The following is a 26,125-nucleotide window of genomic DNA, read 5'->3' on the forward strand; positions in this document are numbered from 1 at the left end:
CATATTCTGCCGGGGCTTCGGCCTTTGGGAGAATGGCGATGTACCTGGAATTTCGCGGCAACGAGGATGAGCCGCATTGGGGCCGGAACGGCCGGGTCGGCGCGCTGGCGCCGGGCGAACAGCGGATTTTATGGGCGGTGCGCCGGCTGGCGTTGATGCGGCCGCTGGGCGCGGCGCGGTGCCAGGCGGTGCACGTCGCCCTGCAACGCGATTTCGGCGACACCGGTCTGGGGATCGAACATCTGCTGCGCTGCTGGCTTGTCGGTCTGGCACGACACGCGACTCGGCGGGTGGTGCTCGGGGAACCGGCCTGTCCGATGTTGCTGCCCGACGAGGCACGCTTGTTGCTGGTGCTCCGCATGGCGGCGAGCGATCCGGACGTGGCGCGGGGTGGGCTGGAGGCGCTGGCCGGCACGCGCGGCGGCGCGGCGTTGCTGCCCCTGTTCGCCGGCGTTGCCCAGTTGATCCGGCGCTAGCGGAAAAATTTGGAATGACCCTTGCAAAAATTCGCTCAAGATATATCTTTGAGCCAATTCGGAAGCAAAGGGAGTTCGATATGCACAGCAACAGACATGAATGCGGACGTCACGGTGGGCGCCGGGCGCAACGGTTCGGCGGCCGGTTCGAGGCCTTCGCGCGCGAAATGGGCGAACAGATCGCCGGCGAGTTCGGCGGCGGGCGGCGGGGCGGGGGCCCGGGCGGCTTCGGCCGTGGTCGCGGCCGCGTCTTCGACAGCGCCGAACTCCGCCTCGTATTGCTGGCGATGATCGCCGAAGCGCCGCGCCATGGTTATGACCTGATCAAGGCGATCGAGGCCCGCAGCGGCGGCGTCTATGCGCCGTCGCCGGGCATGGTTTACCCGACCCTGACGCTGATCGCCGACGAAGGCCTTGTCGATGAAGTCGCCGACGGCAGTCGCAAGCGCTTTACCGTGACCGACGCTGGGCGTGCCGTGATCGACGCCGAGGCGGCGGTGATCGCCGACGCGATGGCGCGGCTGGAGGCGCTCGCCAAGCTGCGCGCGCCGACCGATGCGGCGCCGATCCGCCGGGCCATGCGCAACCTGCACAGCGCCGTCCACGGCCGACTGTCTGCAGACGGCGTCGACCGCGAGATCCAGTTGCAGGTCGCCGCAATCCTCGACGAAGCGGCCGGGCGGATCGAACGCCTGTAGGCGTTGGCGTGTTTTCTGACCCGGCGGATGGGACAGCTGACGGGAAAACACCCTAAGGCAGCGGATCGGGCTCGGATCCCGCCGGCTTTGGCACCGTCGGCGGCGCCTCTGTCGGGCTGGCCGCTGATGGCGGCGGTGGTGACGCAGGCGCCGCAAGCGGCGGCGGCGTCGGCAGTTTCGGGGCCGGCGGTGCGTCGGCTGTCGTTTCGGCGCGCGGCGGTGACGGTTCGGCGGCCGGCGGCACGGGCCTGACCAGCGGCGGCATCGCACTGGCGGGCAGGGGCATGACCGGCGGCCGGGCCTTTGCAGCCTCGGCCGCAGCGGCAGCGTCGATGGCGGCGGCTTCGGCGGCGGCCTTGGCGGCGCGTGCGGCGCGCGCGGCCTCGGCCTTGGCGGCTTCGGCAACCGGATCCAGCCCCAGCGATTCCATCGCCGCTTCGCCGTCGCGCTCGCGCAGCGCGAGAACCGCCATGATGGCCGCATCGGCGATGACTTCCAGCCCCAGGAACACGCCGATCAGCCCGGCCGACACCGTCGACCAGTTGAACATGACGATGAGGCCGAGGACAATCGAAACGGCACCCGACGCGATGATGTAGAGGAAATATCTGGACCGCCGCATCGAAAGGCCGGTCACCAGCTTGGCAGCGCCGCTGCCGAAGAACACCAGCGCCAGGATGAACACCAGCGATACCGGACCGACGGTGGTGGGGTCGCCGAACTTCATCGACACCCCGGCATAAACGAACAGCGCGCCGGTGACGGCAGGGACGATGATGAGCCGCAGCAGCCGCCGCGAGCGGAAGGCGATCGAGATGAACTGGATCGCGCCGGCGGCGAGCAGCAACCAGGGAATGATGCCGGCGGCGGCGGTGACGATGGTCACGGGGTTGAAGACGATGAACAGCCCGATGGCGCCGAGGATGCCGGCGAGGGTGGTTTGCAATCGCCAGTTCATGGCCGTGCCCTCCGGTTTATTGTGCAAGCACCTTGGCGCGCAGCCGCGCATGTTCCTCGGCAGTCAGGCTGCCGCCGGCCTTGAGGCGATCGAGCTTCTCGAGCTCGTCGGCGGCGCTGAACCCCACGAACGATCGGATCGAATCACGCGCCTCCACGGCGGCGTGGCGGCTGCGCCCGGCCATGCCGGCGCTCTGCGTCAGCAGATAGGCGAAAACGCCGAGATAGGGCAGGAACACCAGGAAGATGATCCACAGCACCTTGGCAAAACCGCCGATGTCATCCCGGCTGAAAAGGTCGCCGATCACTGTAATGAGCAGCCAGAACCACATGATGATGAAGAACACCATCAGCGCGCCGAAGAAGAAGGTTGCGATCGCCATTTGATGTCCCCCCGCGAGCCAAACAGCGATTGACGGCGATTTGGTTTCGCAGTTCTAACATTTGGGTCGATGCGAGGCAAATTGGAAAGGCGGACGCGGTGCGGGCATATTGCGCGACCGGGCGCCGGGGCATAGCGTCGGTCGCAACGGGGAGACGAACATGCGGCGATTGATCCTGGCCTTGCTGTTGGGTGCGGCACCGGCGGTGGCGTCCGCGCCGGCGCTGCCGGTGCGCGTCCTTGCCAATGGCGTTATCTATGACGGGTCGGGCGGCGCGCCCTATCCGGGATGGGTGGCGATATCGGGGGACCGGATCAGCGCGATCGGCCGCGGCGCGCCGCCTGCCGGCACGGCGGAGACCATCGACGTCAAGGGCCAGGCGATCGCGCCGGGGTTCGTCAACATGCTCAGCTGGGCGACCGAATCGCTGATCGCCGATGGCCGCGGGCAGAGCGACATCCGCCAGGGGGTGACGCTCGAGGTGATGGGCGAGGGCAATTCGATGGGGCCGCTCAACTCCGAGATGAAGGCGCGGATGGCGGCGCGGCAGGACGACATCAAGTTTCCGGTCAACTGGAACAGCCTGGGCGAATATCTGGCGATGCTGGAAAAGAAGGGCATTGCCCCCAATGTCGCCAGCTTCGTCGGCGCGACGACGGTGCGCGTCAATGAACTCGGCGAGAAGGACATCGACCCGACTCCCGAACAGCTGGACCGCATGCGCGGGCTGGTCCGTGCCGCGATGAACGAAGGCGCGCTCGGCGTCGGCTCGTCGCTGATCTACGCGCCGGCGGCCTATGCCGAGACCCCCGAACTGATCGCACTGGCCACCGAGAGCGCCAGGTGCGGCGGCATGTACATCAGCCACATGCGATCCGAAGGCGATCGCATCGAACCCGCGGTCGACGAACTGATCGAAATTGCCCGCAAGTCCGGCGGCCCGGCCGAAATCTATCACATGAAGATGTCGGGCCGGCAGAACTGGGGCAAGATGGACAGCATCATCGGCAAGATCGAGGCAGCGCGAAAGGACGGCGTCCGCATTACCGCCGACATGTACAACTACACCGCCGGGGCGACCGGGCTCGATGCCGCCATGCCGCTGTGGGTGCAGGATGGCGGGCTGGAAGCGTGGATCGAACGGTTGAAGGACCCGGCGATCCGTGCCCGGGTGAAGGCCGAAATGCTCGACGACAATGCACCAAGGGAAAATCTTGCACGGCGCGCCGGCAGCCCGGACAATGTGCTCTTGCTGGGGTTCCGGAACCCAAAGCTGAAGCCGCTGACCGGCAAGACACTGGGCGACGTCGCCAAACTGCGCGGCACCTCGCCGGAGGACACCGCCATCGACCTCGTCATCGAGGATGGCAGCCGGGTCGGCACCGCCTATTTCCTGATGGACGAAGCCAATGTGAAGCGTCAGGTCGGGCTGCCGTGGATGAGTTTCGGGTCCGACGCGGCGGCGCCTTCGGCCGAAGGCGTGTTCCTGCTGTCGAACGATCATCCGCGCGCCTATGGCAATGTCGCACGGCTGCTCGGCAAATATGTGCGCGAGGAAAAGGCGGCGACATTGCCCGATGCGATCCGCCGGCTGACGTCGCTGCCGACAACCAACCTCGGCATCAGGGACCGCGGCTTGCTCAAGCCCGGCTATTTCGCCGATGTCGTGGTGTTCGATCCGGCGACGATCGGGGACCATGCGACCTACCCCAAGCCCGCCCAATATGCGACCGGGGTGAACCAGGTGTTCGTCAACGGCACCCAGGTGTTGAAGGACGGTGAACCGACCGGCGCGGCGGCAGGGCGGTTCGTCAAGGGGCCGGGTGCCGGCAAATGCCCGGCATGAAGGCGTTGCTGGCGCAGGCCGCAGAGCTTGCCGCGCTGTTGAAGGCGCGGCGGCAGACAGTGGCGGTGGCGGAAAGTTCGACCGGCGGGCTGATCTCGGCGGCGCTGCTCGCGGTGCCGGGGGCGTCGGCCTATTATCTCGGGGGCGGGGTGATCTACACGCCACGGGCGCGGCACCGGCTGCTCGGGTTGCGCCGCGAGGATGTGCGCGGGCTGACCTCGGCGAGCGAGCCCTATGCGGCGCTGCTGGCGGAGACGGTGCGCCGCCAGTTCAGCGCGACCTGGGGGATTTCCGAAACCGGCGCATCGGGGCCGACCGGCAACCCCTATGGCGACGCTGCCGGCCACAGTTGCTTCGCCGTCGCCGGGACGTCGGTGGTGGCCCGGACGCTGGAAACCGGCCGGCCTGAGCGCTTCGACAACATGCTGGCGTTCGCCGCCGCCGCGCTGGCGCTGCTGGCGGAACAGGTGGCAGCGCAGGACTGACGCCCGAGTTGCATGGCGGGGCGGCATCCGGCACATGCGTCGGCATGATCCGCACCCTTGCCGCCCGCGTCGAGCGTTTTCCCGTCCGCGGCAGCTTCGTGATTGCGCGCGGCGCCAAGACGCATGTCGATGTTGCGGTCGCCGTGGTCGGCGATGGTCGGCAGGAAGGACGTGGCGAGGCCACCGCAATCTACTATCGCGGCGAAACGGCGGAAACGGTCGTCGCCGCCATCAATGCGCGGGCGGACGCTGTCGCGGCCGGCGCCGGCCGCGCCGACCTGCTCGGGCTGATGCCGCATGGCGCGGCGCGCAACGCGCTCGACGCGGCGCTGTGGGACCTGGAGGCCAAGGCGTCGGGCCAGCGCGTCTGGCAGCGGCTGGACCTGCCGCAGCCGCGGCCGTTGTTGACGGCGTTCACGATCAGCCTGGGCGAACCGGGTGCCATGGCCGCTGCCGCTGCATCCGCAGGGGGGCGCGAACTGCTCAAGATCAAGCTGGGCGGCGATGGCGGGCCCGATGCCGATGTCGAACGCATGGCGGCGGTGCGGGCGGCGGCGCCCGATGCGCGGCTGATCGTCGACGCCAATGAAGCCTGGGGCGGGACCGATATCGCGCGGACGGCGGCGGCGCTCGCGGGCCTTGGGGTCGAGCTCATCGAACAGCCGGTGCCGGCCGGGCAGGATGCGCTGCTCGATGGCGTGCGCTCGCCGGTGCCGCTGGCAGCGGACGAAAGCTGCCACGATCGCGCCAGCCTCGATGCCATCATCGGGCGCTACACCTATATCAACATCAAGCTCGACAAGGCCGGCGGGCTGACCGAGGCCCATGCGCTGGCGCATGCTGCGCGCCAGCGCGGGCTGGGGGTGATGACCGGCTGCATGTTGTCGACGTCGCTCGGCATTGCACCGGCATTCTATGTCGCGATGCAGGGTCAATATGCCGATCTCGACGGGCCGTTGCTGATCGAGGACCGGCCCGCCGGGCTGCGCTTCGAGGACAGCGATGTGTGGCCGCCCGAGCCGGAACTCTGGGGCTAGCAGGTCCGCCGACAAGAATTTACGCGCGCGCCGCCAGCTTGCGTTCCCAGGCGATGGCATCGGCGACGATGCGGTCGAGGTCGTCGAGTTTGGGCTCCCAGCCGAGCCGCGCCCGGATCGCGCTGGTATCGGCGACCAGCCGGGCCACGTCACCGGGGCGACGGGGCGCCGGCACGCGGCGCATCCGGCTGTTGGTGAAGCGATCGACGGCGTCGAGCACCTCCAGCACCGAGGCGCCATGGCCATAGCCGACGTTGAAGGTCAGGCTTTCGGCCGGGTCGGCGACCAGTGCGTCGAGCGCCACCAGATGCGCCGCGGCGAGATCGGTGATGTGGATATAGTCGCGTACGCCGGTTCCATCGGGGGTGGCGAAGTCATTGCCCGTCACGCTGATATGGTCGCGCTTGCCGGTCACGACTTCGGCGGCGATCTTGATGAGATGGGTCGCCTGTTTCGATACCTGCCCCGACCGGCCGGCAGGGTCGGCGCCGGCGACGTTGAAATAGCGCAGGACCGCGACATTGGCGGCGCCGGTGGCGGCAAGGTCGGCGAGTGCGCGCTCGGTCATCGCCTTGCTGGCGGCATAGGGGTTGACCGGCGCCATCGGCAGGCTTTCCGACAGCATGTCGAGGTCGAGCGCGCCATAGACCGTCGCGGTCGACGAGAACAGCAGATGGCGGACCCCGGCAGCCGTCGCGGCCGCAAAGAAGCGCACCGCCCGGCCGACATTGATGTCGTAATACAACAGCGGCTTTTCGACCGATTCGGGAACCGAGATCACCCCGGCGCAGTGGATGGCGGCGGTGATGCCGTGTTCGGCGACCAGCGCCTCGACCAGCGCGGTGTCGCCGCAATCGCCTTCGACGAATTTCGCGCCTTCGGGCACCAGCCATCGGTTGCCGGTGGAAAGATTGTCGAGAACCAGCACGTCGTCGCCGCGATCGAGCAGGGCGAGGGTGATGTGCGAGCCGATATAGCCGGCGCCGCCAGTCAGGAGGATCATGGTGTCATTCGGCCCCGTAAACGCTGATCGATTCGAAAAGAGCGGTGAGCCCCGCGCGTTCCGCCAGGGTCAATTCGGGACGCCAGATTTCGAACAAAAGGATAACGCGCATGGCGTCGCTGTCGTTCCACGCCTCATGCTCGATGCTGTCGTCGAAGATCAGCATCTTGCCGGCCTCGACATTGCGGGTCGTGTTGCCGACGCGCAACCGGCAATCGGGGGGCACGATCAGCGGCAAGTGACAGATCAGCCGCGTGTTGAGCATGCCGGTGTGCGGCGCGATATGGGTTCCCGGCGCCAGCAGGGAGAACAGCACCATCGGTGATCGCCCGGCGATCACCGGGATCGGCAGGTCGGCGATCGCCGCCATCGTTGCCGGGCAGCGCGCTGCGTTGGCGGCGACCGGCAGGCCGTGCTGGATGAGGTGGAAGGCGCTCCAGCGCGGATCGTCGAGCAGGCTGTGAGCCTTGGCCGGCCGGTCCCTTGGTGCTTCGACATAGGGCGCCGTGCCCGCACGATCGGCAAGCACCGCTTCAGCCTCGGTGCGGATCGCGGGAAATGCCGCTTCCAGCGCCGCCACCCAGGCAAAATCGGCGGGGTCATAAAAGGCCTGCTGCGGCAGGCCGGGAAAGTAGAAGCTGGTCGGTTCCTGCAGATAGGGGCGGGTCGCGCCGGCGACGATCGCCAGGCTTTCGGCAAAGCGTGGCCCGGCCGCGTCGCCATCGACCCCGGCGGCGGCGAGCGCCGCGTGCATTGCCGCAGTAAAGCGCCCGGCGATGGCAACGCGCTCGGCTTCTGCACGCTGCAGGCGCGCGACCAGATCGGCGGGCAGCTGCCCGATGCCGGCCGCTGCTGCCAGCGCCCGATCGTACCAGGCCGACGCGGCGCGATCATCGCCGTCGCGGGTGAAGATTTCCCCCTGCATGACCAGCGCATAGGGGTTGGCCGGATCAGCCGCGAGGACCTGCGCCAGCGCCGCGCGCGCCGCGGTCCGGTCGTCCTGCATGTCGCAGGACTGGGCCAGGAACAGCCAGATCTGCGGTGTCGCCCGGCCGCTGGCGGCGATCGCGTCGAACGCCGACCGCGCCGCAGCGGCATCGCCGCGCCGCAGCGCGTCGATCCCGCGATGGGCGATGGCTTCCAGCTGAGCCTTGGCGGGATCGGTCATGATGGGGGTGTAGAGCATCGGCAGTCGGCCGCAAGGTTGGTGACCATGGGGCGCGGCGCATTCGCCGCTTTGCGCAGCCTCGTCGCCCGCCTATCTTGCCGTCATGGCCAGCCGCCCCGATACTATTCCCAACCGCCGCGGCATCATCGATCGCCGGGCGCTGGTTGATCAGCTTGCAGAGGCAATGCCGGGCGCGCAGGGGTATGAGGCGCGGCGGGCCGTGCTGGCGACGACGCTGCGCGCGGCCCTGGCGCAAGGCCGGGCGGAACTCCATCGCCGTCTCCACAACACGCCGGCCAAGGGCCTGGAACTGGCGAGCGCCCAGGCGTTTCTGGTCGACCAGCTGTTGCGCATCCTGTTCGATTCGGTGGTCACCGACCTCTATCCGGCGACCAATCGCACGTCGTCGGAACGGCTGGCGCTGGTTGCCGTCGGTGGTTATGGCCGCGGCCAGATGGCGCCGCACAGCGACATCGACCTTTTGTTCCTGACGCCCTGGAAGCAGACGGCGTGGGGCGAGCAAGTCATCGAAACCATGCTCTACATGCTGTGGGACCTGGGATTGAAGGTCGGCCACGCCACGCGCTCGCTCGACGACATGATCAACATGTCGCGTGCCGATGTCACCATCCGCACCGCGCTGCTCGAATCGCGATTCGTCTGGGGTGACCAGAAATTGTACGAGGAAGGCGCTGCGCGGTTCCGCCGCGAAGTCGTCGCCGGCACGGCGCGTGCCTTCACGGCCGAAAAACTGGTGGAACGTGACGAACGCCACAAGCGGATGGGGGACAGCCGCTATGTCGTCGAACCCAATCTGAAGGAAGGCAAGGGCGGGCTGCGTGACCTTCACACGCTGTTCTGGATCGGAAAATATGCCTATCAGGTCGATACCATCGCCGAGCTGGTCGACAAGGGCCTGTTGACCGCCAACGAATTGCGCCAGTTCCGCCGCGCCGAGAGTTTTCTATGGGCGGTGCGCATCAACCTCCACGATATCGCGGGCCGGCCGGAGGAACGCCTGACCTTCGATGTCCAGCGGGAACTGGCCTCGCGGCTGCGCTATGCCGATCGCGGCGGCATGTCGGCGGTCGAGCGTTTCATGCGGCATTATTTTCTGGTGGCGAAGACGGTCGGCGACCTGACAGGGCTGTTCCTCGCCCATCTCGATGAAAGCTTCGCCAAGTCGAACTGGTTGCCGACGCTGACGCGGCGACCGTCGCGGTTGAACGGTTTCACCCTGCGCCGCAGCCAGATCGGCGTGCCGAGCGATGATTTCTTTCGCCAGGATCCGGTGCGGCTGGTCGAGATGTTCGCGCTCGCCGATCGCGAAAAGCTCGGCATTCACCCGCAGGCGATGCGTCAGGCCTCGCGCGACGCCGGGCTGATCAACGAGACCACCCGCCGCAGCCGCGCCGCCAACGCGCTGTTCCTACAGGTGCTGACCAGCCCCAACGACCCGGAGACTGTGCTGCGCTGGATGAACGAAGCCGGCATCTTCGGGCGTTTCGTTCCCGATTTCGGCCGGGTCGTGGCGCAGATGCAATATGACATGTATCATCATTATACGGTCGACGAACACACCATCCGCGCCATCGGCCTGCTGGCCCAGATCGAATCGGGCAAGCTGCTCGCCGAACACAAATTGTCGAGCGCGATCATCAAGCAGATCGCCTCGCGCCGCGTGCTCTATGTCGCGGTCCTGCTCCACGACATCGCCAAGGGGCGCGGCGGCGACCATAGCGAATTGGGCGGGGATATCGCCGACCGGCTGTGCCCGCGGCTGGGCCTGGGCGCTGCCGAAACCGAAACCGTCGCCTGGCTGGTGCGCAACCATCTGCTGATGTCGCGCACCGCGTTCAAGCGCGACCTTGCCGATTTCAAGACCATCCTCGATTTCGTCGAAAGCGTCGCCAGCCCGGAACGGTTGCGGCTGTTGCTGCTGCTCACCGTCGTCGATATCCGCGCCGTCGGGCCGGGGGTGTGGAACAACTGGAAGGGCCAACTGCTCCGCGACCTTTACGAGGCATCGGAGGAAGTGCTGCGGCTCGGCCACAAGCAGAAGGGCCGGACCGAGCGCATCGCGGTCAAGCAGGCGCGGCTGCGGGCGGCGCTGGGCTGGGATGATGCGACCTTCGGTCGTTACACGCGGCGCTTTGCCGACAGCTACTGGATTGCCGAAACCCCCGAGGCGCTCGCCGGCAATGCTGCGCTGGTCGCCGATGCCGATGCCCGCAGCCTGCCGCTGGCCATTGCGACCCTTCCCGACCCGTCGTCGGGGACCACTTTGGTCTCCATCTACGCTGCCGACCATCCCGGGCTGTTCTACCGCATCGCCGGCGCCATTTCGCTTGCCGGTGCCAATATTCTCGATGCCCGCATCCACACGACGCGCGACGGCCAGGCGATCGACAATTTCGTCGTCGCCGATCCGCTGGGCCGGCCGTTCGCCGAACCGTCGCAGCTGGCGCGGCTGACGCGCAGCATCGAAGATGTGCTGACAGGAAAGGTCCGGCTCGCCGACCGTCTGGCAGCGCGGCCGCTGGCCCGGCGCCGCGCCGAAGTGTTCAAGGTCGAACCCAATATCATCATCGACAACAAGGCTTCGAATCGCTACACGGTCATCGAGGTCGGCGCGGCCGATCGCCCCGCCTTGCTTTATGCGCTGACGCACGCGCTCTTCCAGAGCCGCGTCACCATCCATTCGGCGCATATCGCCACCTATGGCGAGCGCGCCACCGATACCTTCTACATCACCGACCTGACGGGCCAGAAGATCGACAGCGCATCGCGGCTGAAGGCGCTGGAACGGCGGCTCGTTGCCGTTGCCAGCAGCGCCAGCGCCCGGGTCGACAGCGTCGACGAACTGCAGGCGGCGGAATAGGTTATTGCGGAGTCGCGGGCGCCGTTTCGGACGGCGTGTCGGCCGAGATGGGGTCGGCCGATGTCGTCGCGCCCTCCTGCGTGCCCTTGGGCGACAGCAGGAACACCCAGACCATGGCAGCAATTGCCAATGCCAGCGACGCCATCAGCACGTAGCGGACGGTTCCCGTCACGCCGCCGCGGGCGCGATTGGTGGTAATGATCTTGGGCTTGTCGGCCATTGCGGGTCCTTTTGCAGCGGATATGCCTGTCAAACCCGCCAGATGCGGCATCGTTCCAGTTGGCAAACATTGACGGCCCGGACGCAACACCGCTTATACCCGGCGGCGGGAGATCACATATGACGACACCGAGCCTCGACGACTGGCAGAAAATGGCCGCCAAGGAGGTCAAGGGTGCCGACCTGACCTGGCCGACGCCAGAGGGGATCGACGTCAAGCCGCTGTATACCGCCGCCGACGTCGTGACCGACCCCGGCCTGCCCGGCCATGCGCCGTTCACCCGCGGCGTCCGTGCCACCATGTACGCCGGCCGGCCATGGACGATCCGCCAATATGCCGGGTTCAGCACCGCCGAGGCGTCGAACGCCTTCTACCGCCGCAACCTTGCCGGCGGCCAGAAGGGGCTGAGTGTCGCCTTCGACCTGGCCACCCACCGCGGCTATGACAGCGACCACCCGCGGGTTTCGGGCGATGTCGGCAAGGCCGGCGTCGCTATCGACAGTGTCGAGGACATGAAGCTGCTGTTCGACGGCATTCCGCTCGACCAGATGAGTGTCAGCATGACCATGAACGGCGCGGTGCTGCCGTGCCTGGCCTTTTACATCGTGGCGGCCGAGGAGGCCGGCGTCGCCCAGGAAAAGCTCGACGGCACCATCCAGAACGACATTCTGAAGGAGTTCATGGTCCGCAACACCTATATCTACCCGCCGGCGCCATCGATGCGGATCATCGCCGACATCATCGAATATACCTCGCAAAACATGCCCAAGTTCAACAGCATCAGCATTTCGGGTTATCATATGCTCGAAGCCGGGGCGACAGCGGTGCAGGAACTGGCGTTCACCCTCGCCGATGGCAAGGAATATGTCCGCGCCGCGCTGGCCAAGGGGCTGGCGGTCGACGACTTTGCCGGGCGGCTGAGCTTCTTCTTCGGCATCGGCATGAACTTCTTCATGGAAATCGCCAAGCTGCGCGCCGCGCGGACCTTGTGGGCGACGATCATGGCCGATTTCGGCGCGTCCCCACGCAGCCAGATGCTGCGCACCCATTGCCAGACGAGCGGGGTCAGCCTGCAGGAACAGGACCCCTATAACAACGTCATCCGCACCACGGTCGAAGCGATGGCCGCGGCGCTCGGCGGCACCCAGTCGCTCCACACCAATGCGCTCGATGAAGCGATTGCGCTGCCGACCGATTTTTCGGCGCGCATCGCCCGCAACACGCAGCTGGTGCTGCAGGAAGAAACCGGCATTACCCGCGTCGTCGATCCGCTGGGCGGCAGCTATTATGTCGAAGCGTTGACCGATGCGCTGGTGAAGGGCGCGCAGGCGCTGATCGACGAAGTCGAGTCATTGGGCGGCATGACGCGTGCGGTCGAAAGCGGCATGCCCAAGCTGGAAATCGAAAAGGCGGCGGCGGCCAAGCAGGCGCGGGTCGACATGGGCGAGGACGTCATCGTCGGCGTCAACAAATATCGGCCGGCCAGCGAGGAAAAGCTCGACATTCTCGATGTCGACAATGTCGCCGTCCGCGCCAGCCAGATCGAGCGGCTGGAGGCGATCCGCGCCCGCCGCGACCCCGCCGCGGTCGATGCGGCGCTGGCGGCGTTGCGCGACGGTGCAGCGGGCGACGCCAATCTGCTGGCCCTCGCCGTCGTCGCGGCGCGGGCAAGGGCAACGCTGGGCGAGATCAGCAGTGCGCTTGAGGATGTGTTCGGGCGCCACGCCGCGGTCGTGAAGATGGTCAAGGGCGTCTATGCCGATGCCTATAAGGGCGATCCCGCCTATATCCGCGTTGCCGAGGGCGTGGAGGCGTTCGAACGCCGCAAGGGCCGTGCGCCGCGCGTGCTGATCGTCAAGATGGGGCAGGACGGGCATGACCGCGGCGCCAAGGTCGTCGGCACGGCGCTGGCCGACCTGGGGTTCGACGCCACCGTTGGCCCGCTGTTCCAGACTCCCGAGGAAGCGCGCGACCTGGCATTGCAGCTCGATGTCGACATCGTCGCCGCCTCTTCGCTCGCCGCCGGGCACAAGACGCTGGTGCCGGCGCTCATCAGCGCGCTGAAGGACGCCGGCCGCGGCGATATCCGCGTCATCGCCGGCGGCGTCATTCCGGCGCAGGATTATGATTTCCTGCGCGACATCGGCACGGCGGCGATCTTTGGCCCCGGCACCAACATCGTCGAAAGCGCTGCCGAGCTGCTGCGGTTGCTGGGGCATAACCTGCCGCCGGCGGGCACGTCGCTCGCAGCAGAATAGGCAGGGGCTGAGCCCCTGCCCGGAGGCAAGCGCCATGGCAGAGTTCGACATCGACCATATCGAAGCCCTGTTGCAGGCCGCGGCGGCCGAGCGCGACACGCTGAGCTATGCCGGGCTGTTGCAGTCGCTCGGCCATGGCTTCACCCGGCCGAAAATGCGGGCGCTGTGCGTGGTGCTCGATGCCATCGATGCGCGCGCCGAGGCCGCGGGTCAGCCCGAGCTGGCGGCGCTGGTGGTGCGGGAAAGCGACCAGCTGCCGGGGCAGGGCTGGTGGATCGGCCGGAGCGATTATGCGGGTGCCTGGGAAGGCGCGCCGGCGCGGAAATATCTGCTCGTCGTCCAGCGCCGCGCCTTCGATTACTGGCAGGCGCGGGGTGCCCCTAAGGACGTCCTGTAACCTGCGGGCCCATCGGCGGCGGCGGGAATTCGAGCGCCGGGACCGCCGCACCGGGTGTGCCGGCGGTCAGGCTGGCGTACAGCGGCGGGCCGAGCGGGCCATAGGTGAGGGCTTCGACCGCCAGCAGCGTCGCGACCATGGTGCCGACGCCCCAACCCCAGGCGGGGTGGACGCGGCCGGTGCGGCGCAGGTCGGCGATGATGCCGGCCACCGGGAACAACAGCGTTGCGACAAAGGTCGCCTCGAACGCAAAGGGCGCCAGCAACGGCACCGGCAGCAGCCGCCCGAACGCCGGGCCGAGCAGCATCGACATGCCGCAGAAATGCAGCCGCCGGTGCCATTGCGTCTGCCGGCGCTTGACGATCGCGGCTGCCGACAACCCGGCAAAGGTGAAAAGGGTCAGCGGATCGAAAACGAGAAATTGCAACGGCACGAAGAAGAACGGCACCTGCCCTCGCCGCACCATGGCGAGGGTGACGAGGCAGCCGAGGACGAGCATGGCGACGATCCAGCCCGCCGCCACCCAGCCGAGCCGGCGGTGCAGCGCCCTGTTGCCGCGGCTGGCGAGAACGGTCTGCGAAACGTATATCCCGACCCAGCCCATGAATACGATGGCGTGGGCGTGCAGCAGCGGCGGCGCATTGAAGCTAGATCGCCCCATCGCCGCCTGCAGCGAAAAGCCGGCGACGACGACCGCCGCCATGGCGAATGCCGAAATGACAAAAAACCGATCGTCATTGCCGGCTGTCGCGCGCGGCACCCCCGCCATGGTCGCCATGTTTTCCGAAACCCCCGCTGCGGAATGAACGCCTCATACGTTAATATTGGCTTTCCGGCAATGGCGGGTGACGCGCCAGAAACCGGCCGGCCCGGCCTGTTCGGATGCCTTGGCTATATCATCGGCTTTGACGACATGGACGACGCCGAAGCCGGGCCGCTGCTCGTCGAACTCTACCAATGGCAAAGCCAGCAGCAGTTCCAGTATCGCCACCGCTGGCAGAAGGACATGCTGGTGATGTGGGACAATCGATCGCTGCTGCACGCAGCGACCGGCGGCTATGCGGGGCATGCGCGGCGGCTGCACCGCACCACCATCGCCGCGGCCTGCGTTTTCTCCTAGCTGTCGATCACGTCCGCGTCGGGCCGGTCGTCGCCCTTGGCGGTTTCCTCGTGCCAGACGCCATTTTCGTCTTCCCAGCTGATCGGCACGGTTTCCCCGCCCTGGTGCTGGCGTTCCGCGGCGCTGCGGGCGGCGGCGAGCGCATCGGCATGGCTGGCATAGGTTTCCGCCATCACGTCACCCAGCTTGTAGGTCCAGCCGCCATCGTGCTCGACGATCTGATAATGGATTTTGGTCATGGGTTTCTCCAGCTATGCTGCCACTGTATCGCACCGCGGCCTAGACTTGGAGCCTGTATATGTCGATCGTCGAATCCATCGCCGGGCGGAGCCGGGACCTTGGCGGCTTTTCGGTCTCGCGCGTCCTGCCCGCTCCGCAGCGGCGCAGCCTGGGGCCGTTCGTGTTTTTCGACGAGATGGGGCCGGCCGATTTTGCCGCCGGCCAGGGCATCGATGTCCGGCCGCACCCGCATATCGGTCTTGCCACCGTCACCTATCTGTTCGCCGGCGGCCTGTCGCATCGGGACAGCCTGGGCACCGTCATCGATATCGCGCCCGGCGCGGTCAACTGGATGACGGCAGGGCGCGGCATCGTCCATTCGGAACGCACGCCCGAAGCGCTGCGCACCGCCGGCCACCATATGCACGGCATCCAGTCGTGGGTGGCGCTGCCGGTTGCCGATGCCGAAGCGGAGCCGGCGTTTGTCCACCACCCGGCGGAATCGCTTCCCGTCGTCACCTTGCCCGGCGCGCGGTTGACGATCATCGCCGGCACCATGTTCGGCGCCAGCTCCCCGGTGCGTTTTCCGCATCCGATCATCTATGCCGAACTTCACCTCGATGCCGGCGCCAGCGTCGATCTCGACCCGGAATGGGGTGAGGTCGGGGTGTTCCCGGTCTCGGGCGATGCCCGCATCGGCGCTGCCGCGCTCACTCGCGGCAGTCTGGCCGTGGTCGACGGGGCATCGACGCTGTCCGCCGACACGCCGCTTCATGCGATGATCCTGGGGGGCGCCGCCTATCCGGAACCACGCCACATCGTCTGGAATTTCGTCAGCCATTCGAAGGACCGCATCACCCAGGCCGAACATGACTGGCGTGCCGACCGTTTTCCCCATGTCCCCGGCGAAACCGAGTTCATCCCGCTGCCGGAGGCACCGGCCCAGCCGCAACCGCCGGTCAACTATCCCTGAGCGTCCGCCGCGCGCAGCATCCGCCGCACCGCGGGGCGCAGCGCCAGCAGCAGCAGCGCCCCGCCGGCGATGATGCCGGCGTGCAGCAGCCAGAACCGTCCCGGCGTCCAGACCTCGTACAGGCCGCCGATCCGCCCGCTGACGGTCGCGCCGACGAACACCGCCATCGAATTGATGCCGATCATCATCGCGTTGAGCGACTTGGGCGCTGCCCGCGCGTAGAGCCCGACGGCAATCGGCGTGAAGAACACCCAGCCCCAGTTCGACAGCAGGTGAAAGCCGATCGCCCAGAGCAGCGGCACCGGCGCGGCGCCGAAGACGCTGCCCGATGCCGCCAGCCAGACCATGCCGCTGCCGAAGATCAGGCAGCCGATCGCCATCTTGGTGATGGCATCGGGTTCGCCTCCGCGCGCGGCCTGGCGTCGCCACAGCCACAAGGTGGGCGGCAGCAGCAGCCCCGGCGCAATGGCATCGAGGGCCTGAAACCAGGGGATCGGCACCTGCCAGCCAGCAACCGACATTTCGACATGATCGCGAACCCAGAGGTTATAGACGTTCCAGACCTGCGACTGGGCGATCCAGAACGCCGCCTGAACGAGCATGAGCAGCAACAGCAGGCGCACGGCCTACCATTCCGACCCCGTCAACGGCGGACGCGCCGCGCGCGCGACCCGCGGCGGATCCGGCGGCAGATGGCGGCCGCCGAGCGCATAGACGACCAGTCCGGCGAGCATGCCGAACCCTGCCAGGGCAAAGGCCAGGTGCCAGCCGAATTGCTGCCCCATCCAGCCGCAGACGATGGGCGCCGCGAACGCCCCGCAGTTGAGCGCGAAATAGTAAAGCTGCAGCCCGTCATCGCGCCGCCGGTCGTCGGGGCCGTACAGGGCCCCGACCTGCGAGAACAGGTTGGAATTGGCGCAGCCGGTGCCAAGCATCAGCAGCAGCAGCGCCAGCAGGAAACTGGCATCGAACGCCATGCAGAAATGCCCGGCGGTCATCAACAGGCAGCCGAGCATGATCGTGCGCCGCCGCCCCAGCAGCCGGTCGCCGATCAGCCCGCCGAACACCGGCGTGAAGCGCACCAGCCCGGCCCAGAGCCCGAACATCTGCACCGCAAAGGCCTGGGTCGACAATGGCCCGGTCACGCTTTCGATGGCGCGGCGGGTGGCATCGAGCCCAAGCACATGTTCGGCGTGGCCGGGAAGCAGCAGCTGGCCGACCATGTACAGCGTCAGCAATGCCTGCATGCCGTAAAGCGAGAAGGCTTCCCAGAATTGGGTCCCCGAAAGCCAGGCCAGGCCGCGTGGCTGGCCCAGAATATCGTCGTGTCGAGCGGGCAGCGCCGCGGTGGCGGTCATCCGGCACGGTCGCGTGCGGCGGCCTGGCGCGTCGGCACGAAGGGAGCGGGTCGGCCGGTGGCCAGCGCGGGGAGGGACATCGGTGCCGAATAGACGCTGTTTGTGCGCCGCTGCGCAACCCCCGGGATGACAACGCGGCGTCGCAATCGTTGCCCGGGGCAGTGGCCATCGCACGCGGCCGCCGCTACACTTGTGCCATGTTCATTCGCCTGACTCCCGACATTGCTGTCGCCGCTCAGATCGCGCCTGAAGATTGTGCCGCTGCAGCGGCGCAAGGCTATGTCGCGATCATCAGCAACCGCCCTGACGACGAAGTGCCGGGCCAGCCCAGTGCCGCCAAGATCGGCGCCGCCGCTGCAGAAGCAGGTTTGCGGTTCGCCCATATTCCGGTTGGCCCGGCCGGCATCGACGAGGCGGATATCGCCGCGATGGCGGCGGAACTGGCGGCGGGCGGGCCGGTGCTTGCCTATTGCCGGTCGGGAACGCGATCGACCAATTTGTGGGCGTTGGCGGCGGCGTCACGCGGCGGCGATGCCGATGCCATCGTCGCGGCAGCCGCTGCCGGCGGATATGATGTGTCGGGCATGGCGCCATTCCTGCGCAGCCTGGCGGCGCGGGCCTGACCCAATGGTGTGGACGTCGCTTTTCGGCATCGTCACCCTTGTCCTGCTGGCGCGCGCGCTCGGTTTCGGCGCGTCGCCGCTGCTCGCCGATGATGGCGATGCCCGGCGCATCGCTGCGGACGCCATCCATGGCTTCGCCCCCGCCGATGCCGTTGTGGCGCGCGATGGCCGCGGCGCGCTGGTTGCCGGGCAGGACGGCCGGGTCGCACTGGTACGGCCGCTGGGCGACCGCTGGGTGGTGCGGATCGTCAACGGCGCCGCGGCGGCGGTGACCGACGGCCGGCTGCGCGTGACCCCGGCGGAAACGATGTTTCCGCCCGCCGACCTCGATCTCGGCCCCGCCGCGGCTGCCTGGGCGCAACGCCTGTGACCTTTCCCGATCCCGTCCAGCTGGCGATCCCGGTGTTCATCATCGCGATCATTCTGGAGATGTTTTCCATCCGGTCCGGCGCGCGCGGCGCCTATGACTGGCGCGACACCGCGACCTCGCTGGTCATGGGCTTCGGCAACACCTTTGCCGCGGTGCTGTTCGGCGCGGGCGTTGTTGCCATGGGAGTCTGGCTGTACCAATTCCGGCTGTTCGACATCCCGCTGACCTGGTGGAGCCTGGCGCTGTGCCTGATCGGCGAAGACTTCAACTATTACTGGTTTCATCGCACCGCGCACCGGATTCGCTGGTTCTGGGCCAGCCATGTCATTCATCATTCGTCGCAGCACTATAATCTGTCGACGGCGCTGCGGCAGACCTGGACGGGGCAGATCTCGCTGAGTTTCCTGTTCCGCTTGCCGCTGTTCCTGCTCGGCTTTCCGCCGGCGATGATCCTGTTCTGCGGCGGGGTGAACCTCGTCTACCAGTTCTTCATCCATACCGAGACGGTACGGCGCCTGCCGTTCGGCCTCGAATGGCTGCTCAACACGCCGTCGCACCACCGCGCCCATCATGGCACCAATCCGCGCTACCTCGATCGCAATTTCGGCGGGATCTCGATCGTCTGGGACCGGTTGTTCGGCACCTTTGAAGCGGAGCGCGACGACGAGCCGGTGCGCTATGGCATCGTCAAGAACCTGGCCAGTTTCAACCCCTTGTGGGTGGCGGTGCATGAATGGGTGGCGATCGGCCGGGATGTTGCCACCGCACCCGACTGGCGGTCGCGCTGGCTGGCCGTCGCCGGGCCGCCGGGGGCGCTTTCGGGGGATACGGCGGAGCATATCCGGGAAAATTGGCAACGCCAGCACCCCGAATGGCGTTCGGCGCCCGAAGTCCCGGCCGCCGGAGGTGCCGCGCCGACGTGATCAGCCGAAGGGCGCTGTTCCGCGGCGCCGGCGGCGTCGCCCTGGTCGGGGCGGGCGCAGGTGTGGTGCGCGCTTTCGACCAGGGTCTCCTCCCCGGCCAGGGCGGTGCCGGGCTGGCGGCGTGGGACGACTGGCGGCTGCGGCGATACCAAGGGCCATTGGCACTGGTATCCGCCGGCCTGCTGGCCGCGAGCCCGCACAATACGCAGCCCTGGCATTTCGCCGTCGGCCGGCTGGGTGTCGACGTCTTCGAAGTCCCCGACCGCGATCTTGGCGCCATGGATCCCTTCGGACGGGAACGGTTGGCGGGGCTCGGCGGCGCCATCCACAATATGGCGCTGGCGGCGAGCAGCGTCGGTCGCATGGCGCGGGTCGCGCTGCTGCCCGATGCCGACAATATGCGCCATGTGGCGCGGATCGAGCTTGGTCCCGAAGGCGCGCGCACGGCGCCGCATCCGTTGCTCGACGCCGTTGCCGCGCGTCACACCCACCGCGGGCCGTGGACCAGGACAGCGCTGACCGATGCCGAGCTGGCGCGGGTACGCGCCTTTCCGACGCCGCCCGGACTGATGATCCCGATCTTCGCTGCGGCCTCGCCGCGGGGGCAGGCGTTTGCGGCGCAAACGCTGGAGGCGACCGCGGCGATCGTGGGCGACGCCGAAATGCTGGCCGATGGCCATGCCTGGTTCCGCCACAGCCGCCGCGACCTCGATCGGTTGAAGGACGGGCTCGGGCTCGCCACCGCTGGCCTGTCGCCGGGGCTGGCGTTTGCAGCCGCCATGCTGCCGCCGCAATCCGCCGCCGAATCGGCCCGTTACTGGCTGGCGGCCACCCGTGACACGGCCCTGCCGACCGCATCGGCCTTCGGGATGATCACCGTCGCCGACCCTTGGGACCGCCGCACGGCGTTGATGGCCGGCATGGCGTGGCAACGGCTGCACCTGCAGGCGACCGCAATGGGGCTGGTGGCGCAGCCGCTCAACCAACTGCCCGAAATGATCGACCGCGAACGCCAACTGCGCCGCGCACCGGGGTTCGCGCGCGCCGCCGGCCGCCTGCTCGATGACCCGATGCAGCGGCCGACCTTTGCGTTTCGGCTTGGCCGCGCCGCGGCGCCGGCGCCGGCAAGCGTGCGCCGCCAGGTCAGTGCGGTGATCGGGACGCCGGCCCGCATCGGCTATGACGTCGACCGGGCGCGTGCGGAATCGGCAGCGCAGGAACGCAGCCTGGCAGATCGGTTGCGGCGGCCCTAGACGACGACCGCCACCAACGGCTCAGCGCATCGTCGCCTTGCGGGTCAGGAAGTCGGGGATGCCTTCGGGGCCGAAACCGATGACGGTTTCGCCGTCGTCCTGGTTGCGGCGGTCCTCCCGGCGCGGGATTTCGCGGCTGCCGCGATAGGCGCGAATCGGATCGGCGACCGGCGCGCGGGGGGTGCGGGTGTCGACGCGCGGGGCCTCGACCCGCGGCGCGGGCGCGCGCGAGGGCCGGGCAGGCTCGGCGGCGCGCGGCGGCGCAACCGGGGCAGGGGCAGCCGATTCGGCCGCCGTGCCATTTGCATCGCTCTCGCGCTTGCGGCCGCGCCCGCCCCGGCGGCGGCGCTTGGGGGCGTCCGTGGCTTCGGCAGGGGTCGCTGTCTCGACAATATCGGCTTCGGGCGCCGCCACGACCGGAACCGCGATCTCGACAACCGTCCCCGGTGCCTCGGCCGCCGGTGGCCCGCCGTAGCGCTGGATCTTCTGCCGGATCAGCTTTTCGACTTCGGCGAGGTTGTCCGCTTCGGCTTCGGTGGCCAGTGTATAGGCAATGCCGGTGCGGCCGGCGCGGCCGGTGCGGCCGATGCGGTGGACATAATCCTCGGCATGATGCGGCACGTCATAGTTGACGACATGGCTGACACCCGGAATATCGAGGCCGCGAGCCGCAACGTCCGACGCGACGATGATGTTGATATCGCCCGATTTGAAGCGATCGAGCTCCTTGATCCGGTCCGACTGGTCCATGTCGCCATGGATCTGGCTGACGGCCATTCCCGACCGGCGCAGGCTGTCGACCAGTTCCTTGATGTCGCGCTTGCGGTTGCAGAAGATGATCGCGTTGCGCACCTCCGGGTCGGCGAGCAGCGTGCGAAGCGTCTCGCGCTTGCCGCGCGCCGTGGTTTCGACGACATATTGGGTGATCGAGACGTTGGTCGACGCCGGGCGCGCCACCTCGATCAGCCGCGGACTGTCCATGAAGCGGTCGGCGAGCTTCTTGATCGGCGGCGGCATGGTCGCCGAAAACAGCAGCGTCTGGCGCGGGCTGGGCAGCTTGGTGCAGATTTCCTCGATGTCAGGGATGAAGCCCATGTCGAGCATGCGGTCGGCTTCGTCGATGACGAGCAGGCTGCACTGGTTGAGCATGATCTTGCCACGGCCGAACAGGTCCATCAGCCGGCCCGGTGTCGCGATCAGCACGTCGACGCCCTTTTCCAGCGCCGCCAGCTGGTCGCCCATGCTGACGCCGCCGATGAGCAGCGCCATGCTGAGCTTGTGATATTTCCCGTATTTGTCGAAATTTTCGCTGACCTGCTGGGCCAGTTCGCGCGTCGGTTCAAGAATCAGCGAGCGCGGCATGCGGGCCCGGCTGCGGCCTTCGGCGAGAATATCGATCATCGGCAGCACGAACGACGCCGTCTTGCCGGTGCCGGTCTGGGCAACGCCGATGATGTCGCGGCCCATCAGGACCGGCGGGATCGCCTGGCGCTGGATGGGAGTCGGGTCGTTATAGCCGCTGTCAGCAACCGCACGGAGCAGTTCCTCCGACAGGCCGAGATCTGCAAAGCTCATCTGGTTCCCTGGCACCGGCGTCGGACACCCCGGGCGCTGGTTACCCGGCCCCTTGCGCGATAATGGACGCGAAAGTCAATCGAAAGCATGTGGCGTGCCGCTTGTTTGCGGGCATCTTCGCCAAAAACATGGGCGGAGCTTTCGCTCAGGTCCGTACGCGGCGGAGCTTGCGCTCCGCGCTCAAAAAAAGGGCGGAGCTTGCGCTCCGCCCAGTGCCATCAGGGTCCGGACCGGGCCCCAAACAGCGATCTGTCAGAATTTGAAGCCGATGGCCGCGCCATAGCGGCGGGGTTCCAGCGTGAAGATGTTGGTGAACAGGCCCGACGACTGGTCGGTGACGTACAGGCCGGTGGTGGCGCTGTTGTTGGTCAGGTTCTGCACATAGGCACGCAGATACCATCTGTCGTCGCGACCATTGACCTGCAGCTGGGCGTTGACGACTTCATAGCCCGGGATGCGGTTGACGAAGCCGTTGAAGATGCTGCCATAGCTTTCACCGGTATAGGCGAGGTCGGCGCGCGGGATGACCGTCATGCCGTTGCCGAGTTCGAACGTATATTGCGCGCCGGCCGAAAACTTGAACTGCGGCGCCTGCGGCAGTTCGTTGCCGCGGATATTGACTTCGACCCCGGCGTTGAGGACCTGGACCCCGGCGGCCGCAGCGTTGCCGGCCAGTGCCGAACAGATGCCGAAGGCACCGGTCGCGCCGTTGATGCCGCTGTCCGTGCCGAACGATGTCGGCGCCTGCAGGCCGAGCGTGGCGTTGACCGCCGCCACATAACCATTGGCACCTGCGGCGTTGCCGGCGACCGTGGGTATAACGGCGCAGTTCGACCCGTTGGTGATATCCTTGATGATGACAGCGTCGGCGCGACCACCCGACGGGTCGCGCGGGTTCGAAATGAACTTGTCCTCGCTGACCTTGGTGTGGAGGTAGCTGGCGTTGAAGTTCACCGCCAGGGCCCGGGTCGGCTGGATGACGAATTCACCCTCCAGCCCGTAGACGTTGGCGTTGACATTGTCGTTGACCGAAGTCCGGGCGACAATGCGGCTCAGCTGGAGCGCCTGGTACTTGTAGTAAAAGGCGGTGATGTTGGCGCGCAGCGTGCCGTCGAGGAACGTGTTCTTCGAACCGATTTCGAAGGCATCGATGAATTCGGGAGCGAATCCTTCGGCGACTTCAAAGATCGGCTGCAACGGCGGATTGATGCCGCCCGATTTATAGCCACGTGAATAGGAGGCATAGATCAGGCTTTCGTCGCTGATCTTGAAGTCGACCACGAAGCGACCGGTAAACTCGCCGAAGCTGACATCGCGTTCCTGCCAGAGCTGGTTGCCCGGCCGACCGGGATCGGCGTCGAAGGTGCCGACGAAGGGCGAATCGAACGCATTGGCAGTCCCGAACGGCACGAAGAAGCTGGCCAGCGTCGAACGGGCGCGGACATATTTCTTGTCGTTGTTGTAGCGCAGGCCGGCAGTGACCTTGATGCTGTCGTTGACGTTGAAGTAGGCCTCACCGAAGATCCCGTAGGATTTCAGCGTGGTTTCGTCGGTGTGGTTGCGGAAAAACGGCGTGCCGAGGTAGCCGGCGGGCAGGTTGCTGCCGAGTGCCGTTGCGCCGCCGAGCACGCCCGCCACGTAATCGATGCCGAAGCCGTTCACATAATAGCTGTTTTCCGGCAGCTTGCTGTCGAGATAGATGCCGCCGAGCAGGAAGTTGAAGGCGCCATCGAACTGGCTGGTGAAGATGCCTTCCACCGACCAGGTGCGACGTTCCTCGTTGGAGCGGTCGAAGTTGAGCGGCACGGCGCCGCAGACCTTCTGGCCGCCGTTGGGGCCGAAGGCGCCGGTGCCCGACGGTTCGGCGACCGACGTGCAATAAGGGCCATTGACGCCGCTGGGGTAAAGGGTCGGCGCGATGCGGTTGAAGACGGGAAGCGCGGTGGCAAGGCCGCCAAGCGCGGTCAGGCCGGGCTTGAAGAAGTTCGCGTCCTGCACGCCGAGGTTATAGTCGACGCTGCTGTCCACCGACGTCTTTTGGTAAAGGCCGGTGACCTGGAGCTTGCCGGGGCCGAAATCATGCTCGATTCGGGCCTGATATTGCTGCTCCATCGCCTTGTAGGTCGGTGTATAGGCCGTGCGAACTTCACGAACGTCGGTGGGTTCCTGGAAGTTGGAATAGGCATCCGGCCCGTAAAGGCTGCCGAGGCCGACCGATGACAGACCGGCGCCGAGCGCGGCGCCGCCCTGGATGCGCAGGAATTCGCGCGACGACAGCACGCCGACAAAGGTCGAATTGTTGTTGAGCTTGCCGTTTTCGAGCCGGCCAGGAAGGCAGCCCAGAACGCCGGTCGGGTCGCGCTGGCAGAGCTGTTTCTGAATGCGCGACCGGTCGTCGTCCTCCTTGAAATAATAGCCCATCAGGTCGATCCGGGTGTTTTCGGTCGGTTCCCACCGCACCGAACCGCGGATGCCGTACATGTCGCGGCCATCGATCCGGGTGTCGTTGTAGAGGTTCTTGGTATAGCCGTCGCGCTTCAGGTAAAATCCGGCGAGCCGGACGCCGAGGGTTTCGGTCAGCGGCACGTTGACCATGCCGCGCAGCCGCAGCGAATTGAAGGTGCCGTAATCGACTTCGCCGGCGGCGCCGATCTTGTTCAGGTCGGGCTTTGCGGTGACGAAGTTGATGACGCCCGATGTGGCATTGCGGCCGAACAGCGTGCCCTGCGGCCCGCGCAGCACTTCAACGCGCTCCATGTCGAAGAACTCGGCTTCGAACAGGCGGGTGCCGATCAGCGGGCTGCCGTTGACGTGAATGGCGGTGGCGCTGTCGCAGGTGACGCCGACGCAAAGGTCGCCGATGCCGCGGATGGTGAAGCTGGAACCGGTGAAATTGCCCTTGGTGAAGGTGATGTTGGGCAGGGTCAGCTGAAGGTCGGAACTGTTCTGGATCTGCTGGCGCTGCAGGGCTTCGGCGCCGAAGGCGGACACGGCGATCGGCACATCCTGCAGGCTCTGCGCCGTCCGTTGGGCGGTGACGACGATTTCCTCGATCCCGGTATTCGTCGCAGGTGCGGCAGCGGTCGCCTGGGCGAAGGCGGGCATCGCCATCAGGCCGAGAACGGAAACGCCGCCGACGAAGCCGGCACGCAGAGCAGTACAAGTGCGCATGTGGTTCTCCCCGAGTTGGTCCATGCCCACCCTGTGATCGGGCGGTGTCATGGCGCGAACACCGGATCGATGTTCGCTTGCCGACTATTTGGGGTCGGAAAAATTGCTTTGTCCAGCGCCGTTGCAAGATTGCGTGCTGCGCACTTACGCAAGGTTAAAGGCGTTGCATTGTTGCAACACTTATGCCGAAATAATCGGCTTCTCCCTCTTGTTATTGCTAGCGGCGGCGGGACTTTGGTCGACTCTTTTGCCCGACCGGCCGAACCGCGATGATGCTTGCGATCGGGCATTCTCCGCCCGACCGCGCGCCGATCGCGTCCCGTCCGGCGCACAACTGGCCGGCCTTTCCGCGGCGATAATAAAAGCCCTGGTAAAAACTCAGCGCCGGGCATTCGCGCGCCAGAAACAGCCGATACCGCCGGCCGTTCTTCATCGACAGTTCGATGGCGCGGTCACCGAACAGCTGTGCGCCGGCCAGGCCATCGACCGAAATGCAGCGATCGCGCCCGGCGCGGGGCGGAAATGGCCGCGTCGTCACCGGAATACCGGGCGCGATGGGAATGCGTGCCCAGGGTGTCTCGGGAGCAGGCGACAGGTCGGCGGGCGGTGGTGGAGCAGCAGGCGCGCCGAATGCCGCAGCCCCATTGGCCAGCGCAAGGGCGCAGACCGCCCCGGCGACCGTTCGGCGCAGGCAGGAATTATGAAGCAACATTGTTGAATTGCGTGGCGTT

At 67.0% G+C, this 26,125-nt stretch carries 27 protein-coding genes; 14 read left to right on the top strand and 13 right to left on the bottom strand.

Translation table 11 applies throughout. From position 1 onward, the window contains the following. Positions 1–38 precede the first annotated feature (38 nt). Entirely contained in the window at positions 39–476 is a 438-nt protein-coding gene (locus GGQ62_RS14175) for a hypothetical protein (protein ID WP_152578082.1), read from the top strand. Positions 477–511: 35 nt separating this feature from the next. Here GGQ62_RS14175 and GGQ62_RS16135 read toward each other — a convergent pair whose 3' ends face one another. Beyond that, entirely contained in the window at positions 512–787 is a 276-nt protein-coding gene (locus tag GGQ62_RS16135; protein ID WP_207790510.1) for a hypothetical protein, read from the bottom strand. On the opposite strand from GGQ62_RS16135, the gene GGQ62_RS14180 reads away from it, so the two are divergent. Beyond that, complete coding sequence (locus tag GGQ62_RS14180) at positions 764–1,174, top strand: PadR family transcriptional regulator (protein ID WP_207790509.1); 411 nt, start codon at positions 764–766, stop codon at positions 1,172–1,174. The genes GGQ62_RS16135 and GGQ62_RS14180 overlap by 24 nt on opposite strands. 52 nt (positions 1,175–1,226) lie before the next feature. Here the strand turns inward: GGQ62_RS14180 and GGQ62_RS14185 are convergent, their stop codons facing one another. Together GGQ62_RS14185 and GGQ62_RS14190 are read right to left on the bottom strand one after the other, a co-directional pair. After that, a complete protein-coding gene (locus GGQ62_RS14185; protein ID WP_152578080.1) occupies positions 1,227–2,132 on the bottom strand; it encodes an HdeD family acid-resistance protein in 906 nt (301 codons plus the stop codon). A 16-nt stretch (positions 2,133–2,148) separates the two neighbouring features. Then, on the bottom strand, positions 2,149–2,514 hold the full coding sequence (locus tag GGQ62_RS14190; protein WP_152578079.1) for an SHOCT domain-containing protein: 366 nt from the start codon (positions 2,512–2,514) through the stop codon (positions 2,149–2,151). Between the two features lie 160 nt (positions 2,515–2,674). Between GGQ62_RS14190 and GGQ62_RS14195 the strand changes: the two genes are divergently transcribed. Genes GGQ62_RS14195 through dgcA form a run of 3 tightly spaced genes read left to right on the top strand, consistent with a single transcriptional unit; the run spans position 2,675 to position 5,882 of the window. Then, positions 2,675–4,360 (top strand): N-acyl-D-amino-acid deacylase family protein, encoded by a 1,686-nt coding sequence (locus tag GGQ62_RS14195; protein WP_152578078.1) that lies wholly within the window; start codon positions 2,675–2,677, stop codon positions 4,358–4,360. Continuing rightward, positions 4,348–4,845, top strand: a complete 498-nt coding sequence (locus GGQ62_RS14200) for a CinA family protein (protein ID WP_243446163.1) — start codon at positions 4,348–4,350, stop codon at positions 4,843–4,845. The genes GGQ62_RS14195 and GGQ62_RS14200 overlap by 13 nt, the downstream gene beginning before the upstream one ends. 44 nt (positions 4,846–4,889) lie before the next feature. Beyond that, positions 4,890–5,882 carry an N-acetyl-D-Glu racemase DgcA gene (gene dgcA, locus GGQ62_RS14205; RefSeq protein ID WP_152578077.1) on the top strand — a complete coding sequence of 331 codons (993 nt, stop codon included), beginning with the start codon at positions 4,890–4,892 and terminating at the stop codon, positions 5,880–5,882. A gap of 19 nt (positions 5,883–5,901) precedes the next feature. Here dgcA and galE read toward each other — a convergent pair whose 3' ends face one another. Together galE and GGQ62_RS14215 are read right to left on the bottom strand one after the other, a co-directional pair. Further along, a complete protein-coding gene (gene galE / locus GGQ62_RS14210; RefSeq protein WP_152578076.1) occupies positions 5,902–6,885 on the bottom strand; it encodes a UDP-glucose 4-epimerase GalE in 984 nt (327 codons plus the stop codon). A gap of 4 nt (positions 6,886–6,889) precedes the next feature. After that, positions 6,890–8,053 carry an aspartyl/asparaginyl beta-hydroxylase domain-containing protein gene (locus tag GGQ62_RS14215; protein ID WP_152578075.1) on the bottom strand — a complete coding sequence of 388 codons (1,164 nt, stop codon included), beginning with the start codon at positions 8,051–8,053 and terminating at the stop codon, positions 6,890–6,892. Between the two features lie 103 nt (positions 8,054–8,156). On the opposite strand from GGQ62_RS14215, the gene GGQ62_RS14220 reads away from it, so the two are divergent. Further along, on the top strand, positions 8,157–10,934 hold the full coding sequence (locus GGQ62_RS14220) for a [protein-PII] uridylyltransferase (protein WP_152578074.1): 2,778 nt from the start codon (positions 8,157–8,159) through the stop codon (positions 10,932–10,934). Between the two features lies 1 nt (position 10,935). On the opposite strand, the gene GGQ62_RS14225 is transcribed toward GGQ62_RS14220, so the two are convergent. Continuing rightward, a complete protein-coding gene (locus GGQ62_RS14225; protein WP_152578073.1) occupies positions 10,936–11,154 on the bottom strand; it encodes a hypothetical protein in 219 nt (72 codons plus the stop codon). Positions 11,155–11,273: 119 nt separating this feature from the next. On the opposite strand from GGQ62_RS14225, the gene scpA reads away from it, so the two are divergent. Further along, positions 11,274–13,412 carry a methylmalonyl-CoA mutase gene (gene scpA, locus GGQ62_RS14230; RefSeq protein ID WP_152578072.1) on the top strand — a complete coding sequence of 713 codons (2,139 nt, stop codon included), beginning with the start codon at positions 11,274–11,276 and terminating at the stop codon, positions 13,410–13,412. A 34-nt stretch (positions 13,413–13,446) separates the two neighbouring features. Beyond that, positions 13,447–13,809 (top strand): ribose-phosphate pyrophosphokinase, encoded by a 363-nt coding sequence (locus GGQ62_RS14235; protein WP_152578071.1) that lies wholly within the window; start codon positions 13,447–13,449, stop codon positions 13,807–13,809. Here GGQ62_RS14235 and GGQ62_RS14240 read toward each other — a convergent pair. Then, positions 13,793–14,587, bottom strand: coding sequence for a hypothetical protein (locus GGQ62_RS14240; RefSeq protein WP_243446161.1), 795 nt, complete (start codon positions 14,585–14,587; stop codon positions 13,793–13,795). The two genes, GGQ62_RS14235 and GGQ62_RS14240, sit on opposite strands and share 17 nt — an antisense overlap. Positions 14,588–14,611: 24 nt before the next feature. Between GGQ62_RS14240 and GGQ62_RS14245 the strand changes: the two genes are divergently transcribed. Further along, positions 14,612–14,929: a TauD/TfdA dioxygenase family protein gene (locus GGQ62_RS14245; RefSeq protein ID WP_243446160.1), complete on the top strand. Its 318-nt coding sequence runs from the start codon at positions 14,612–14,614 to the stop codon at positions 14,927–14,929. Here the strand turns inward: GGQ62_RS14245 and GGQ62_RS14250 are convergent. Next, the gene (locus GGQ62_RS14250) at positions 14,926–15,168 is read right to left on the bottom strand and encodes a DUF2188 domain-containing protein (RefSeq protein WP_152578070.1); all 243 of its coding nucleotides are present in this window, start codon (positions 15,166–15,168) and stop codon (positions 14,926–14,928) included. The genes GGQ62_RS14245 and GGQ62_RS14250 overlap by 4 nt on opposite strands. A gap of 59 nt (positions 15,169–15,227) precedes the next feature. Here GGQ62_RS14250 and GGQ62_RS14255 point away from each other — a divergent pair, with 59 nt between their 5' ends. Continuing rightward, complete coding sequence (locus GGQ62_RS14255) at positions 15,228–16,121, top strand: pirin family protein (protein WP_152578069.1); 894 nt, start codon at positions 15,228–15,230, stop codon at positions 16,119–16,121. On the opposite strand, the gene GGQ62_RS14260 is transcribed toward GGQ62_RS14255, so the two are convergent. After that, positions 16,112–16,723 (bottom strand): POT-type proton-dependent oligopeptide transporter, encoded by a 612-nt coding sequence (locus GGQ62_RS14260; RefSeq protein WP_243446209.1) that lies wholly within the window; start codon positions 16,721–16,723, stop codon positions 16,112–16,114. The genes GGQ62_RS14255 and GGQ62_RS14260 overlap by 10 nt on opposite strands. Before the next feature lie 24 nt (positions 16,724–16,747). After that, entirely contained in the window at positions 16,748–17,479 is a 732-nt protein-coding gene (locus GGQ62_RS14265) for a POT-type proton-dependent oligopeptide transporter (protein WP_152578067.1), read from the bottom strand. 161 nt (positions 17,480–17,640) lie between these two features. Here GGQ62_RS14265 and GGQ62_RS14270 point away from each other — a divergent pair, with 161 nt between their 5' ends. The 4 genes from GGQ62_RS14270 to GGQ62_RS14285 are packed head-to-tail and all read left to right on the top strand — an operon-like array spanning position 17,641 to position 20,648. Then, the gene (locus GGQ62_RS14270; protein WP_341533745.1) at positions 17,641–18,102 is read left to right on the top strand and encodes a protein tyrosine phosphatase family protein; all 462 of its coding nucleotides are present in this window, start codon (positions 17,641–17,643) and stop codon (positions 18,100–18,102) included. 4 nt (positions 18,103–18,106) lie between these two features. Beyond that, a complete protein-coding gene (locus GGQ62_RS14275; protein ID WP_152578066.1) occupies positions 18,107–18,472 on the top strand; it encodes a hypothetical protein in 366 nt (121 codons plus the stop codon). Beyond that, the gene (locus tag GGQ62_RS14280) at positions 18,469–19,395 is read left to right on the top strand and encodes a sterol desaturase family protein (protein WP_243446660.1); all 927 of its coding nucleotides are present in this window, start codon (positions 18,469–18,471) and stop codon (positions 19,393–19,395) included. Before GGQ62_RS14275 ends, GGQ62_RS14280 begins: the two co-directional genes overlap by 4 nt. Next, on the top strand, positions 19,392–20,648 hold the full coding sequence (locus GGQ62_RS14285) for a nitroreductase family protein (RefSeq protein ID WP_152578065.1): 1,257 nt from the start codon (positions 19,392–19,394) through the stop codon (positions 20,646–20,648). The genes GGQ62_RS14280 and GGQ62_RS14285 overlap by 4 nt, the downstream gene beginning before the upstream one ends. Before the next feature lie 21 nt (positions 20,649–20,669). Here GGQ62_RS14285 and GGQ62_RS14290 read toward each other — a convergent pair whose 3' ends face one another. The 3 genes from GGQ62_RS14290 to GGQ62_RS14300 form a co-directional block, all read right to left on the bottom strand. Then, positions 20,670–22,223, bottom strand: a complete 1,554-nt coding sequence (locus GGQ62_RS14290) for a DEAD/DEAH box helicase (RefSeq protein ID WP_152578064.1) — start codon at positions 22,221–22,223, stop codon at positions 20,670–20,672. Positions 22,224–22,475: 252 nt separating this feature from the next. After that, positions 22,476–25,394: a TonB-dependent receptor gene (locus GGQ62_RS14295; protein ID WP_424022217.1), complete on the bottom strand. Its 2,919-nt coding sequence runs from the start codon at positions 25,392–25,394 to the stop codon at positions 22,476–22,478. 217 nt (positions 25,395–25,611) lie between these two features. Next, positions 25,612–26,106 carry a hypothetical protein gene (locus GGQ62_RS14300; protein WP_152578063.1) on the bottom strand — a complete coding sequence of 165 codons (495 nt, stop codon included), beginning with the start codon at positions 26,104–26,106 and terminating at the stop codon, positions 25,612–25,614. Positions 26,107–26,125: the final 19 nt, after the last annotated feature.

This window comes from Polymorphobacter fuscus (assembly GCF_011927825.1).
GTDB classification, from domain to species: domain Bacteria; phylum Pseudomonadota; class Alphaproteobacteria; order Sphingomonadales; family Sphingomonadaceae; genus Sandarakinorhabdus; species Sandarakinorhabdus fusca.